Origin of the sequence: Nonomuraea gerenzanensis (assembly GCF_020215645.1) — a bacterium.
GTDB classification, from domain to species: domain Bacteria; phylum Actinomycetota; class Actinomycetes; order Streptosporangiales; family Streptosporangiaceae; genus Nonomuraea; species Nonomuraea gerenzanensis.
This window is the reverse complement of record NZ_CP084058.1, coordinates 4,216,311-4,230,737: the sequence shown is the minus strand read 5'-3', so window position 1 is coordinate 4,230,737 and position 14,427 is coordinate 4,216,311. Positions and strand designations below refer to the sequence as shown.

At 71.9% G+C, this 14,427-nt stretch carries 10 protein-coding genes; 4 read left to right on the top strand and 6 right to left on the bottom strand.

The annotated features are described in order from the left end of the window. Positions 1-64: 64 nt before the first annotated feature. From LCN96_RS20140 to lon, 6 genes are all read right to left on the bottom strand, one after another. Positions 65-1,297 (bottom strand): S1C family serine protease, encoded by a 1,233-nt coding sequence (locus tag LCN96_RS20140; protein WP_225274397.1) that lies wholly within the window; start codon positions 1,295-1,297, stop codon positions 65-67. Positions 1,298-1,449: 152 nt separating this feature from the next. After that, positions 1,450-2,985 (bottom strand): AMP-binding protein, encoded by a 1,536-nt coding sequence (locus LCN96_RS20135; protein WP_225274396.1) that lies wholly within the window; start codon positions 2,983-2,985, stop codon positions 1,450-1,452. A gap of 86 nt (positions 2,986-3,071) precedes the next feature. Beyond that, entirely contained in the window at positions 3,072-3,911 is an 840-nt protein-coding gene (locus LCN96_RS20130; protein WP_225274395.1) for a MetQ/NlpA family ABC transporter substrate-binding protein, read from the bottom strand. A 9-nt stretch (positions 3,912-3,920) separates the two neighbouring features. Continuing rightward, complete coding sequence (locus LCN96_RS20125) at positions 3,921-4,577, bottom strand: methionine ABC transporter permease (RefSeq protein WP_225274394.1); 657 nt, start codon at positions 4,575-4,577, stop codon at positions 3,921-3,923. Continuing rightward, positions 4,574-5,527, bottom strand: coding sequence for a methionine ABC transporter ATP-binding protein (locus LCN96_RS20120; RefSeq protein WP_225274393.1), 954 nt, complete (start codon positions 5,525-5,527; stop codon positions 4,574-4,576). Before LCN96_RS20120 ends, LCN96_RS20125 begins: the two co-directional genes overlap by 4 nt. Positions 5,528-5,930: 403 nt before the next feature. Beyond that, positions 5,931-8,291: an endopeptidase La gene (gene lon / locus LCN96_RS20115; protein ID WP_225274392.1), complete on the bottom strand. Its 2,361-nt coding sequence runs from the start codon at positions 8,289-8,291 to the stop codon at positions 5,931-5,933. Between the two features lie 176 nt (positions 8,292-8,467). On the opposite strand from lon, the gene LCN96_RS20110 reads away from it, so the two are divergent. The 4 genes from LCN96_RS20110 to LCN96_RS20095 all read left to right on the top strand — a co-directional run bounded on the left by LCN96_RS20110 (position 8,468) and on the right by LCN96_RS20095 (position 14,354). Continuing rightward, complete coding sequence (locus LCN96_RS20110) at positions 8,468-10,000, top strand: sensor histidine kinase (protein WP_225274391.1); 1,533 nt, start codon at positions 8,468-8,470, stop codon at positions 9,998-10,000. Next, positions 9,997-10,653: a response regulator gene (locus LCN96_RS20105; RefSeq protein WP_225274390.1), complete on the top strand. Its 657-nt coding sequence runs from the start codon at positions 9,997-9,999 to the stop codon at positions 10,651-10,653. Before LCN96_RS20110 ends, LCN96_RS20105 begins: the two co-directional genes overlap by 4 nt. 44 nt (positions 10,654-10,697) lie before the next feature. Beyond that, positions 10,698-12,077 (top strand): phenylacetate--CoA ligase family protein, encoded by a 1,380-nt coding sequence (locus LCN96_RS20100; protein ID WP_225274389.1) that lies wholly within the window; start codon positions 10,698-10,700, stop codon positions 12,075-12,077. A 72-nt stretch (positions 12,078-12,149) separates the two neighbouring features. Then, the gene (locus LCN96_RS20095) at positions 12,150-14,354 is read left to right on the top strand and encodes a hypothetical protein (RefSeq protein ID WP_225274388.1); all 2,205 of its coding nucleotides are present in this window, start codon (positions 12,150-12,152) and stop codon (positions 14,352-14,354) included. Positions 14,355-14,427: the final 73 nt, after the last annotated feature.

Genomic DNA, 14,427 nt, shown 5'->3' with positions numbered 1-14,427 from the left:
GGGGGGGTGTGCCGCCGAGTCCGCAGCGATCTCAACGGCACACCCGTCCATGAGGGGGTCCTTGTTACTTGTTCTCCGAGAGAGTGACACCGACCTCGTGGGTCGCGCCATCCCTCATATATGTGATCTTGACCTCTTGGCCCGGTTTGAAACCTCTGACCTGCCCGACAACCGTATCGCCTCCGTCAACCGCCTTGTCGCCGATCTTCGTGATCAGGTCACCCTCCTTCAGCCCCGCCTGCTCCGCCGGGCTTCCCGCGGTGACCTGACGGATCAGGGCGCCGGGCACGTCGCCCGTCGCGTCGGTGACGCTCACGCCGAGGAAGGCGTGGGTCACCTTGCCGGTGCTGATGAGCTGGTCGGCGACCTGCTTGGCGGTGTTGACCGGGATGGCGAAGCCGACGCCGCCGCCCTGGGCCTGCGAGGCGATGGCGGTGTTGATGCCGATGAGCTGGCCCGCGGCGTTGACCAGCGCGCCCCCGGAGTTGCCCGGGTTGATCGAGGCGTCGGTCTGGATGGCGCCGCCGATCGTGGTGGGCGCGCTCTGCTGCTGTTGCTGCTGACCCCAGCCCGGCGGGACCTGCGGCTGATCGTCGCCGAGGTTCAGCGTGCGGTCCAGGGCGCTGACGATGCCGGCGGTGACGGACCCGTCGAGGCCGAGCGGGCTGCCGATGGCCAGCACCGGGTCGCCGACCTTGAGCTGGTCGCTGTCGCCGAGCGTGGCCTTGGTCAGGCCCGAGACGCCTTCGGCGCGGATGACGCCGAGGTCGGTGGCCGGGTCGGTGCCGACGACGGTGGCCTTGGCCGTCTTGCCGTCGCTGAACTTGACGGTCATCTGCCCGCCCTGCCCGGCGCCGACGACCACGTGGTTGTTGGTGAGGATGAGCCCGTCCTCCGACAGCACCACGCCGGAGCCCTCGCCGCTCTGCCCCTGGATCATCACGACCGAGGGCTGCACCTTGGCGGCGACCTCGGCCACGGTGAGCTGGTCGGCGGCGGACTTGAAGACGGGGCTGGGCGCGCTGGGGCTGCTGCTGGCGACCGGCTCGGACTGGAACGAGGTGGCGACGACGGCGCCCACGACGCCTCCCCCGACCGCCATCGCGGCCAGGGCGAGACCCGCGACGGCCTTCTGGGCGACGGTGAGCCCGTGCTTGGCCGGCGGCGGGGGTGGCGGGGGCGGCGGCACCTCCATGGCGATCGTGTCGCGCCGGGGGAAGCCCCCGGCGGCCGGCGGGGTGGCACCGAACTGGCTCCACCCGCCGGTGCCCTGCTCGCGAGGCTCGTTCGCGTTCATCTTCCATCTCCCTGAAATCCGATGATCCTAGGGTGTCAAGAAGCGCGTAAGCCCTGCTTAAGGGGAGGGTCGCGGGGAGTGGCCCGGCCTGACGCGAGCCTTATCGATCGAGGTGGCGGGGCGGTGCCGCTCCGGAAAATGTGGCCAGATTTTTACGTACCGGCGGGCCAGTACTCGTCACGCAGCAGCCGCTTGTAGAGCTTGCCCGTCGGGTGCCTGGGCAGCTCCGCGCGGAAGTCCACCGACTTCGGGCACTTGTAGTGGGCCAGCTGCTCGCGGCAGTACGCGATCAGCTCCGCCTCCAGCGCCGGCCCCGCCTCGTCCATGGACACCGGCTCGACCACCGCCTTGACCTGCTCGCCCATCTCCTCGTCCGGCACCCCGAACACGGCCACGTCGGCCACCTTCGGATGCACCGACAGCACGTTCTCGGCCTCCTGCGGGTAGATGTTCACGCCGCCTGAGATGATCATGTACGAGCGGCGGTCGGTCAGGTACAGGAAGCCGTCCTCGTCCAGGTAGCCGATGTCCCCGAGCGTGGTCCAGCCGCGCCCGCGCGGGTCCTGGGACGAGCGGGTCTTGTCGGGGTCGCCGTGGTACTCGAAGCGGCCGCCCTTCTCGAAGTAGATCGTGCCGTGCTCGCCGGGCGGCAGGTCCGCGCCGTCCTCGTCGCAGATGTGCACGACGCCCAGCAGGGAGCGGCCGACGGTGCCCCTGTGCCGCAGCCAGTCCTCGGGGCCGACGTAGAGGAAGCCGTTGCCCTCGGTGCCCGCGTAGTACTCGTGGATGATCGGGCCCCACCAGTCGATCATCTGCTCCTTGACCGGGACGGGGCAGGGGGCGGCGGCGTGGATGGCGTACCTGAGGGAGGACAGGTCGTACGTCGCCCGGGTCTCCCCGGGCAGCTTGAGCATCTTGATGAACATCGTCGGCACGAGCTGCGAGTGCGTCACCCCGTACCGCTCGACCAGCGCCAGGTACTGCTCGGGGTCGAAGCGCTCCATCACCACCACCGTGGCCCCGAGCCGCTGGAACGTCAGGCTGTAGCGCAGCGGCGCGGCGTGGTAGAGCGGCGCGGGCGAGAGGTAGACGCTGTCGGGCGTGGGCGCGAACAGGCCCTGGATCAGCTTGAACAGCATGCCGGGCTCGTCGAGCGGGCCGTGCGTGGCGGCGAGCTTGACGCCCTTCGGGCGGCCGGTGGTGCCCGAGGAGTAGAGCATGTCCGCGCCGAGGCACTCGTCCTCGATCGGGGTGGCCGGCTGCTTGGCCACGGCCTCCTCGTACGGCTCGAAGCCCGGGGCCACGCCGTCCAGCATGAGCCGCAGCTCGACGCCGGGGGTGGCGTCGGTGATCGAGGTGGCGACGGCGGCCAGATCGGCGCTGGAGATGAAGACCCGCGCGCCGCAGTTGTCGACGATGTAGGCGAGCTCGTCGGGCTGCAGCCGCGAGCTGATCGGCGTGTAGTACAGGCCCGAGCGGTGCGCGGCCCACGCGATGGACAGGAAGCGGGGATGGTTGCCGAGCATGAACGCGATGTGGTCGCCCGGCCGCAGTCCCGCCGCGCGGAACAGCTGGGCCAGCCGGTTCGACTCCTCGTCCAGCTCGCGGAAGGTGATGATCTGTCCGGAGCCCGCCATGATCACAGCGGGCTTGTCGGGGGTGACGGCTGCGATGGCTCCCGGATGCATGAACAGAACAGTATTCGGTTGATCGCCCGCCGCGCCAGAACCCGGCGGTGCGGCCGCGGCCCGCGCCGGGGCCGCGGCCGCGCGGGTCAGGCGGCGGGGATGACCGAGCCCTGGTACTTCTGCTGGATGAAGTCCTTGACCTTCTGGTCCTGCAGCAGCTTGCCGAGGGTGACGATGTTGGCGTCCTTCTCGTGGCCGGCCTGCACGACCAGGCCGTTGACGTACGGGTTGCCCTCGGTCTTCTCCAGCACCAGCGCCTCGGAGGCGGGCTTGAGACCGGCCTCGATGGCGTAGTTGCCGTTGATCACCGCAGCGTCCACGTCCTCCAGCGAGCGCGGGAGCTGCGCCGCCTCCAGCGGCTTGAACTGCAGGTTCTTCGGGTTGCCCGTCACGTCGCGCTCGGTCGCGGCGGTGCCGACCCCTTCCTTGAGCGTGACCAGGCCGTTGTCGGCGAGCAGCTTGAGCGCGCGGCCGAGGTTGGTGGCGTCGTTCGGCACGGCCACGGTGGCGCCGCTGGCCAGGGCGGAGACGTCCGTGATCTTCTTGGAGTAGAGGCCGAGCGGCTCCAGGTGCACCGGCGTGACGAAGCTCAGCTCGGTGCCCTTGGAGGCGTTGAAGTCGTCCAGGTACGGCTTGTGCTGGAAGAAGTTGGCCGTGAGCTGGCCCTCCTGAAGCTGCACGTTCGGCTGGACGTAGTCGGTGAACTCGACGACCTCCAGCTTGATGCCGGCGGCCGGGGCCAGGTTGTCCTTGACGAAGTTGAGGATCTCCGCGTGCGGCACCGGGCTGGCGCCGACCTTCAGCACGGCGTCGGCGCCCTCGGCCGCCGTGGCGCCCGTCGTCGTGCCGGTCGCGGACTGCGACGTACCGCATGCGGCGAGCGACAGAGCCAGCGCGACGGCACCCACCAGGCGATGAATTTTCATGATTTTTCCTTACTTATGTGAAAGGCGCCGAGCGACCCAGTCGCCCAGGCTCTGCAGAAGTTGCACGATCACGAGCAGCAGCACGACCGTCACGATCATGAGGAGCGTCTCGAACCGCTGGTAGCCGTACCGGACGGCCAGGTCGCCCAGCCCGCCGCCGCCGAGCGTGCCGGCCATGGCGGAGTAGCCGATCAGCGCGACGACGGTCACGGTGAGACCCGCCACCAGGCCCGGCAGCGCCTCGGGCAGCAGCACCTTGCGCACGATCGCGAGCCTGCTCGCGCCCATGGCCTGGGCCGCCTGCACCACGTCCGTGCCGACCTCCCGCAGCGCGGTCTCCACCAGGCGGGCGAAGAACGGCACCGCCCCGACCGTCAGCGGCACCACGAACGCGGCGGTGCCGATGGTGGTGCCGACGACGAGCCTGGTGAACGGGATGATCGCGATCATCAGCACGATGAACGGCAGCGACCGCCCGACGTTGACCACGAACCCGAGCCCGGTCTTGAACGCGGGCAGCGGCCGCAGCCCGTCCCGGTCGAACACCACGAGCGCCACGCCCAGCGGCAGCCCGAGCAGCAGCGTGAACAGCGTGGACCAGCCCACCATCTGCGCGGTCTCCACCGTCGCCGGCCACAGCAGCGGCAGCATCTCTTCCCAGGTCACGGCGCCTCCTCCACGATCAGCCCGGAATCACGCAGGTACGCCAGCGCGGCGGGCGCCTCGGCGCCGTCCAGCGCCACCCGCAGGCGGCCGACGGAGCCGGCGGCCAGGTCCTCGATGGAGCCGCCCAGAATGCTCAGGTCCACGTCGAACTTGCGCACCACCTCCGACACCACGGGCCTGCCGGGGTCGCCGGTGAACGTCAGCGTCACCGAGCCGGCCGGCGCGGGCTCGGGCAGCGGGAAGATCTCCCTGGTGAGGCGGGATCCGGGGGTCCTGATCAGGTCGGCGATGGTGCCGGACTCCTCGATGCGCCCCTGCGCCATGATGGCGACCGAGTCGCAGACGCTCTTGACCACGTTCATCTCGTGGGTGATGAGCAGGATCGTCAGGCCCAGCTCCGCGTTCAGCCGCTTGAGCAGGGACAGGATCGACTGCGTGGTGGCCGGGTCGAGCGCCGAGGTGGCCTCGTCCGACAGCAGCACCGAGGGGTTGCCCGCCAGCGCCCTGGCGATGCCGACGCGCTGCTTCTGGCCGCCGGACAGCTGGTGCGGGCGGTGCTTGCCGCGCCCCTCCAGGCCGACCAGCTCCAGCAACTCGCCGACGCGGCGCTCACGCTCGGCCCTGGGCACGCCCATGACCTCCAGCGGGAAGGCCACGTTCCCGGCGACCGTGCGCGAGGAGAGCAGCGCGAAGTGCTGGTGGATCATGCCGATGCGCTGCCTGGCGCGGTTCAGGTCGCGGTCGCCGAGCGCGGTCAGGTCCTGGCCCGCGACGGTGACGGTGCCCGCGGTGGGGCGTTCGAGCAGGTTGACGCAGCGCAGGAGCGTGCTCTTGCCGGCGCCGCTCTGCCCGAGCACGCCGTAGATCTCGCCTTCGCGCACGTGCAGGTCCACGCCGTCCAGGGCGACGGTCGTGCCGTACTGCTTGCGCAGGCCTGAAGCCTGGATCACTGGGATTCCCCATGACTGTGGGCGGCCGGGGCCGCGGGAACGTACATCACCGGTGGAGGAGGGCTCCGGCCCTCAGCGGGTGCCGGGGTGGAAGGGCAGGTGGCTCAGCCTGCGCAGCACGAAACCGGGTGCGATCATGACGACCTTCGAGGAGAACGGGCGGACGGGTTGCACTTAACGGGCCGGCATTCGCCCCATACGCATGCGGCGACACGCGGCCCCCATCATGGGGGTGCCGCGACCGGTCGCGTATGCCTCGTTCACGCCGTTGCTAACGACGAGGTGATATTCCGGTATTCCTGATCTGTTTCGTGATCTGCATCACTGCGGATGCCCGCTGACATGCGAACGCCCCGCCGCGCGCCCTGGGAAGGCCGGGCGCGGCGGGGCGTTCGTCTCGGGGTCAGGCCGCCACGGAGGAGGCGACCTTCGCCGGCGTGAGCGCGATGTCCAGGACCTCGCGCACGTCGCTGACGGTGTGGATGGTCAGCTCGTCGCGGACCTCCGCGGGCACGTCGTCCAGGTCCGGCTCGTTGCGGGCCGGGATGAGGACGGTGGTGATGCCCGCCCGGTGGGCCGCCAGCAGCTTCTGCTTGACGCCGCCGATCGGCAGCACCCGCCCGGTCAGCGAGATCTCGCCGGTCATGGCCACGTCACCGCGGACCAGCCGCCCGGACAGCAGCGAGGCCAGCGCCGTGGTCAGCGTCACGCCGGCCGAGGGGCCGTCCTTGGGCACCGCGCCCGCCGGGAAGTGCACGTGCACCGAGCGGTCCTTCAGCGCGGTGACCGGCAGCTCCAGCTCCGCGCCGTGCGAGCGCAGGTAGGACAGCGCGATCCGCGCCGACTCCTTCATCACGTCGCCGAGCTGGCCGGTGAGCGTCAGGCCCGTCTCGCCGGTCTCGGGGTCGGCCAGGGACGCCTCGACGTACAGGACGTCGCCGCCGGCTCCGGTGACCGCCAGGCCGGTGGCCACGCCGGGCACCGAGGTGCGCTGCTTGGCCTCCGGCAGCGACGACTCCGGCACGAACCGCGGCCGTCCGATGTAGTCGACCAGGTCCTCGTCGCGCACGGTGACGGGCAGCTCGTCCCTGGCCGCCACCTTGCGCAGGATCCGGGCGACCGAGCGCTCCAGCGAGCGCACGCCGGCCTCGCGGGTGTACTCGGCGGCCAGCCTGCGCAGCGCCGCGTCCTCGACCGTGACCTCCTCGGCGGTCAGCCCGGCCAGCTCCAGCTGCCGGGGCAGCAGGTGGTCGCGGGCGATCGCGACCTTCTCGTCCTCGGTGTAGCCGTCGAGCGTGACGACCTCCATGCGGTCGAGCAGCGGCCCGGGGATGGCCTCCAGGACGTTGGCCGTGGCCAGGAACAGCACGTCGGACAGGTCCAGCTCGACCTCGAGGTAGTGGTCGCGGAACGTGTGGTTCTGGGCCGGGTCGAGCACCTCCAGCAGGGCGGCCGTGGGGTCGCCGCGGTAGTCGGCGCCGACCTTGTCGACCTCGTCGAGCAGGACGACCGGGTTCATCGAGCCGGCCTCGCGGATGGCCCGGACGATGCGGCCGGGCAGCGCGCCGACGTAGGTGCGCCGGTGGCCGCGGATCTCCGCCTCGTCGCGGACGCCGCCGAGGGCGACGCGGACGAACTTGCGGCCCATCGCGCGGGCCACGGACTCGCCCAGCGACGTCTTGCCGACTCCGGGAGGGCCGGCCAGGGCCAGCACGGCGCCGCTGCGGCGGCCGCCCACCACGCCGAGGCCCTTGTCCTGGCGGCGCTTGCGCACGGCCAGGTGCTCGATGATGCGGTCCTTGACGTCGTCGAGGCCCGTGTGGTCGGCGTCGAGCACGGCCCTGGCGCCGATGATGTCGTAGTTGTCCTCCGTGCGGTCGTTCCACGGGATGTCGAGGACGGTGTCGAGCCAGGTGCGGATCCAGCCGGTCTCAGGGGACTGGTCGGGGGTCCGCTCCAGCTTGTCGACCTCCTTCAGCGCGGCCTCGCGCACCTTCTCCGGCAGGTCGGCGGCCTCCACGCGGGCGCGGTAGTCCTCCTCCTCGCTCTCGGTGGAGTCGCCGTTGAGCTCCTTGAGCTCCTTGCGGACGGCGGCGAGCTGCTGGCGCAGGAGGAACTCGCGCTGCTGCTTCTCCATGCCCTCCTGGACGTCCTTGCGGATCGTCTCGGCGACGTCGAGCTCGGCGAGGTGGTCGCGGGACCACTCGATCAGCTTGGCCAGCCGCTCGGCCGGGTCGGCCTCCTCCAGCAGCTCGACCTTCTGCGCCGTGGTCAGCCACGGCGTGTAGCCGGAGCTGTCGGCCAGCACGGAGGGGTCGTCGATGGTGTTGACCTGGTCGACCACCTGCCAGGCGCCGCGCTTCTGCAGGATGGTGGTGGCCAGCGCCTTGTACTCCTTGGCCAGATCCTGGGCGCGCTCACCGGCGGTGACGGTGTCGATCGTCTCGGCCTCGACCCACAGTGCGGCGCCGGGGCCGGTCGTGCCGGTGCCCACGCGCACCCGGTTCACGCCGCGCACCACGGCGGCGGGCTCGCCGCCCGGCAGCCTCCCGACCTGCTCCACCACGGCCTGAACGCCGATCGCGCCGTAACGGCCGTCGATCCGGGGAACGAGGAGGACCCGTGGCTTGTTGCCACCGGATGCACGGGCCGCGTCTATGGCAGCGCGCACCTCGGAGTCGGACAGGTCCAGCGGAACCACCATGCCCGGCAGGACGACCTCGTCGTCCAGCGGCAGGACCGGGAGGATCAAGCTCTCACTCATGCGAACTCCAAAGGGTTGAGTTATACCGGCTCAACTCATCGGAGCCTCGTGCTGTTCCCTTCCTTGCTGATGTTCGCTCACGGCGATCGTAATGTTGTAAGCGGTACCTCGGAGTGACGGGAACATCAGACCGTGGGGTGACGACCGAGGGTGGCCTCGCTTCTAAGCTTGACCAGGTGATCCTCGTGCAGCGCGCCCGCTCGCTCGGCCGGTCGATCGCGCGCCGGCGCCCGTGGGGGCGGGCGCGCGAGGACGCCGCCGGGGCGGGTGGCGCGCCCGGTGACGGGCCCGGCGACGGGCTCGGTGACGGGCTCGGTAGCGAGACTGGCGGCGGGCCTGGTGGTGGGTCCGGTCGTTGGCGTGGGTCGCTCAGGCGGGGGTGGGAGGCGGCCTCGCGGCCGTTCGCGCTGGCCCTGTTCCAGGGCGACGCCGATCCGCCGGCCGGCACCCGCCGGCTGCGGCTGAAGGTCCCCCGGCGGTTCGAGGCGCTGGTCCCGTACCAGGGGTGGAGCCTCGTCCAGGTGGCGGACGTGGTGCTGGCCGTCGTCCTGTACGGCATCACGATCAGCACCACCCTGGCGTGGAACGAGGCCGCCGCCCGCGCCAACGCCGCCAACCCGGCCATCCACGGGCCCGCGCCGCTGATCTTCTCGTACCTGACCGCGATCGGCGTCTCCCTGCCCGTCGCCCTGCGCGACCGGTGGCCGCTGGCGGCCTGGCGGGTCGCCGCCGTGCTGTCGCCCGTGGTCATCTGGCTGACCGTGACGATCGGCGACGGCGAGCCGCCCTACATCATCACGGCGATCATCATGTACCTGCTGGTCCTCTACTCGGTGGCGGTCCGGTGCGAGCGGCGGATCACAAGCGGCGTCTGGGTCATCACGGTCCTGACCCTGTGGATCGTGCATCCCAACTCGATGTTCATCGCCACGATCATCGCGTCGGTGGCGGTGCTGTTCGGCTACAACGTGCGGGCGCGGCGCACCGCCACGGCCCGTCTGGTCGAGGAGGAGCAGCGCACCCGGCAGGCGGAGGGCGCGCAGGCGGTGCTGGAGGAGCGCGCCCGCATCGCGCGCGAGCTGCACGACGTGGTGGCGCACCACATGTCGGTGATCGCGATCCAGGCCGAGGCGGTGCCGCTCAAGGCGGCCGGTGACGTGGCGCAGCTGGAGGCGGGGCTGGCCGAGATCCGGGGGCTGTCGCTGGAGGCCATCGCGGAGCTGCGGCAGGTGCTCGGCGTGCTGCGCGACCCGCAGGGCCGCACCGACACCGCGCCGCAGCCCGGGCTGGACCGGATCGACGAGCTGATCTCCAACGCCCGCGCCGCCGGGCTGGCCGTGGTGGTCGAGCGGTCGGGGCCGCTGCACGGTCAGCCGCAGGCCGTGGAGCTGTCGGCGTACCGGATCGTGCAGGAGTCGTTGTCGAACGTGATGCGGCACGCGCCCGGCGCGACCGTCGCGGTGGAGATCGCCCGCCGGGGCGAGGAGCTGCGGCTGCGCATCGCCAACAGCCTGGGCACCGACCCCGGCACCGCGTCTTCCGGCGCGCGGTCCTCAGGGAGCGGGGCGGGGCGCGGGGCCGGGCAGGGATTGGTGGGGATGCGGGAGCGGGTGGCGCTGCTCGGCGGCACGCTCGTCGCCGGGCCCGTCGACGGTGGAGGTTTCGAGGTGGTCGCGACGTTACCGGTCGCGGAGAGGGAGAGCGTTTGATCCGGGTTCTGATCGCCGATGACCAGGGCATGGTGCGCACCGGGTTCACGGTGTTCCTGAGCGGGCAGCCCGACATCGAGGTCGTGGGCGAGGCCGCCGACGGGCGGGAGGCCGTGGAGCGGGCCGCCGAGCTGTGCCCCGACGTGGTGCTCATGGACGTGCGCATGCCGGTGCTGAACGGCCTGGAGGCGACCAGGGAGCTCATGGCGCGCCGGCAGACGGCGAAGGTGCTCATCCTGACGACGTTCGACCTCGACGACTACGTGTACGAGGCGTTGCGGGCGGGGGCCAGCGGGTTCCTGCTCAAGGACGCCTCCGCCGCGCAGCTAGCGGAAGCCGTGCGCGTGGTGGCGGCCGGGGAGGCGCTCATCGCTCCGGCGATCACCAAGCGGCTGATCACCGAGTTCGCCCGGCTGGGGCCGCCGCGGCCGGTGACGGGCAGGCGGCTCGACGAGCTGACCGAGCGGGAGACCGAGGTGCTCAGCCTGGTGGCGCAGGCGCTGTCCAACCAGGAGATCGCCGAGAAGCTGTTCGTGGCCGAGCAGACGGTCAAGACACATGTGGGGCGGGTGCTGATGAAGCTCGGGCTGCGCGACCGGGCGCAGGCGATCGTGTTCGCGTACGAGACGGGGCTGGTGCGCCCGGGCGAATGACGGCGTGCGTTCCCCTGTCCGGGCCCGCGTCGTACAGTCGGCGGATGGACCCGGTTGAGCTCTTCCATCAGGTGGCGGCCACCGTGCCCGCCTACGGCAGGTTCCTCACCGAGCACGGCGTCGACCCCGCGCGGATCACCACCCTGGCCGGCTTCGCGCGCCTGCCCATGACCACCAAGGAGAACTACACCCACCGCCACCCCCTGCCCGACCTGTGCAGGGACGGCGTGATCGGCGACCTGATCGCCGTGTCCTCCGGGTCCACGGGCGCGCCGTCGTTCTGGCCGCGCTCGGTGGCGGACGAGCGGGTGATCGCCGACCGGTTCGAGGAGGTGTTCGCGGGCTCCTTCCGCAGCCGGGAGCGCCGCACGCTGGCCGTGGTCTGCTTCGCGCTGGGCACCTGGGTGGGCGGCCTGTTCACGGTCGCCTGCTGCCGCCACCTGGCCGAGCGCGGTCACCGGATCACCGTCGTGGCCCCCGGCACCGACCGGCGGGAGATCGTGCGGGTGCTGCCCGAGCTGGCGCCGCACTTCGACCAGGTCGTGCTGCTGGGCTACCCGCCGTTCCTGAAGAACGTCATCGACACCGAGGACCTGCCCTGGGCCCGCTGGAACGTCAAGCTGGTGACGGCGGGCGAGGTGTTCAGCGAGGAGTGGCGCACGCTGGTCGCCGAGCGCGCCGGGATCGCCGACCCGGTGCGCGGCGTCGCCTCCCTGTACGGCACCGCCGACGCGGGCGTCCTGGGCAACGAGACGCCGCTGTCGGTGGAGATCCGCCGCTTCCTGTCGGAGCGTCCCGGCAGGGCCAGGGAGCTGTTCGGGGAGTCGCGGCTGCCGACACTCGTGCAGTACGACCCCGGGGTGCGCTACTTCGAGGAGCACCAGGGCACGCTGCTGTTCTCCGGCGACAACGGGGTTCCGCTCATCCGTTACCACATCGCCGACGAGGGCGGCGTGATCCCGTACCGGGAGCTGCTGGGTTTCGTGCGGCGGCACGGCTTCGAGCCGCGGGCGAGCGGGCCCGAGCGCCCGTTCGTGTACGTCTTCGGCCGCAGCCACTTCACCGTCTCCTACTACGGCGCGAACATCTACCCGGAGAACATCGCGATCGGCCTGGAGCAGCCTGAGGTGAGCGCGCGGGTGACGGGGAAGTTCGTGCTGGAGACGGTCGAGGACGAGCGCCACGACCGGCACCTGACCGTCACGGTGGAGCTGATGCCGGGTGAGAAGCCGTCCGACGAGCTCGCCCAGGCGGCGGGCGCGTCCATCCTGGCTCAGCTCCGGCGGCTGAACAGCGAGTTCGCGGCGTACGTGCCGGTGCAGAACCAGACGCCGTTCATCAGGCTGCGGGAGTCCGGCGACCCGGAGTACTTCCCGCCGGGCGCCAAGCACCGTTACACCCGGCAGGCCCAGAGCTTTCCCTAGCCCGATCCCTGGGGCGGGTGCGGCCGGCGGGGCCTACCGTCGTGGGGTCGGCACTCATGACGGGGCAGGCTCATGCTGGATGATCTCGGCCGGTTGTTCGGCTGGCTGGCGGCGGCGCTCGTCCGGCCCGTGTCCGGCCTGTACGGCGAGCTCGACCTGCGGCCCGGCGACCGGGATCCCGCCGGAGGGCTGCCCGCCCGCTACGGTGGCGCCGACCGGCCGGAGCTGACCGGCACCACACACGTGCGCGACCTGCATCGGGACCTGCGCGAGCTGGGGTTCCTGCTCGCGCCGCCGGACGCGACGGTGTTCACGACGGGCACGTGGCTGGCGGTCATGGAGTTCCAGCGGTACGCCTCCCTGTCCGACACGGCCACCGAACGCGAGCCGCGCTCGGCGACCCTGCTGGACGCCGTGCCGGCCGACGGCGAGGTGCTGCGCGTGAGCGCCGCTTCCGCGTTTCCGGCGGAGGGGCCGTTCCGGGTGGTCGTCGGCGAGGAGATCCTGGAGGTCACGGCCGTCGCTCTCGCCCCGGCGGACGGCGAGCGCTGCACCGAACCCGCACCCGACGCGACGCGCGACGCACGCACCACCGAACCCACCCCCGATACGACGCGCGACGCACGCACCACCGAACCCGCACCCGATACGACGAGCCGTGCGCGAAGCACCAGCGCCGAGCCCGACAGCATGCGCCGCGTGCGGAGCCCCGGCGCCGCGCTCAGCGTGACGCGCGGGGTGGAGGGCACTGTCGCCGCCGCCCACGCGCGGGGCGCCGAGGTGGAGCTGCTGCGCTGGTCGGACCGGCTCGTCCCGGCGCACGCCCACTTCTACGAGCGTTACGCCGACCCGATCACCGGCGTGGTCAACGCCTGGACCAGGTTCGTGCTGCGCCACTGGAAGGAACGACGGCGGCGCTGCCCGGTCGTGGTGGAGGCATGGGAGCTACGGGAGGGCGGGCCGGACCGCCTGCACGCGCTCCCGCACGGCGGCCGGGCCGCGAACGTGTGGCGCGCCCGCGAGATCACCTCCACCAGCCCCCGCCTGTATGTACGCGACCTGACACGCACCTGGGAGCGCCCGCCCCGCGAGCCGGTGGCCCCCGCCCATCCCGAGCTGGACGTGTGCGGCGACTACCGCGTGCTCGGCGACTACTCCGGGCCGCGGGCCTGGCCGGAGTTCGGGCACACCTGGCGGCCCGAGGGCGAGATGCTGCCCGAGCACCTGCTGCCCGCCGCGGAGCCGGGCGGCCAGGGGCCCACGCTGGCGCGGCTCGTCGAGGCCGGCGACCGGGCCGTGCTCGGCACGTACAAGGTGGTGCGGGCGGTGAGCGAGGTCGAGGCGATCGGCTACTTCGACTGCCTGAACGCCTACGACCGCGCGTTCGTCTCGCTGGGCCCGTGCCACTGGACGGCCGGCCTGGCGACCGCCCCCGCGCCGGGCAGCGCCGTGGACGAGGGCGAGCTGTGGGGCTTCGTGGCGTATCTGAAGGCGACGGACCGGTACGCGTTCGCCCAGGCGTTCGGCCGGTTCGGCGTGGACGTCGCCACGGAGTGGGGGCGGAACGGCGCGGCACTGTTCAACCCGGGCCAGCGCAAGTACACCGGCCGCCCCACCGTGCCCAGGGAAGGTGGCGGGGTGCGCGAGCTGGGCACGGTCGAGGAGTTCGACCTGTTCCGCGACTGGCACTGGTTCTACCGCGTGCAGATGGCCGGCCGCACCGTGGACGGCCTGCGCCGCGCGATGTGGGACATGGCCCGGCTGCGCATCCGCGACGTCGGCGAGACACCGTGGGACGGCCCGGCGGGGCCGCCCACCTGGACCGTCCCCGGCTCCGGCGGCCCGCGCCCGGCCAGGATCAAGGACGTGATCACCTCCGAGCGCGGCATGGCGATCGTCCACCGCTGGCACATCAGGGCGCCGGCGAACATGGTGTCGGCCGGCCCCGCCACGGAGCCACCGGAGACCAGGAGGATCGGCCGCGCGGGCCCCGTCCTGCGGGCGGCCTGCGAGGCGGCCATCGCGGCGGAGCCCGCGCTGTTCACCGGCACGCCCGGCACCTGGGGCGACGCGGCCGAGCAGGCGCTCGTCTCGCGGTTGCGGGCGCAGGGCGGGGCCTCCGTGGAGTACGTGCACGAGTGGCCGCGCCAGGTGTCGAAGAACCGGGGGTTCACGCTGCCGTACGGGCTGCTGCCGGATCACGGCGACGGGCGGGCGCTCGACCCGGCGCGCAACTCGTTCCAGCTCGACACCGGAGGACTCCCGCCGGAGCCATGAACGAGGCTCCGCCGGCCACTGCGCCCGCCGCAGTCTTGAGCCCGCCGCAGTCTTGAGCCCGCCGCAGTCTTGA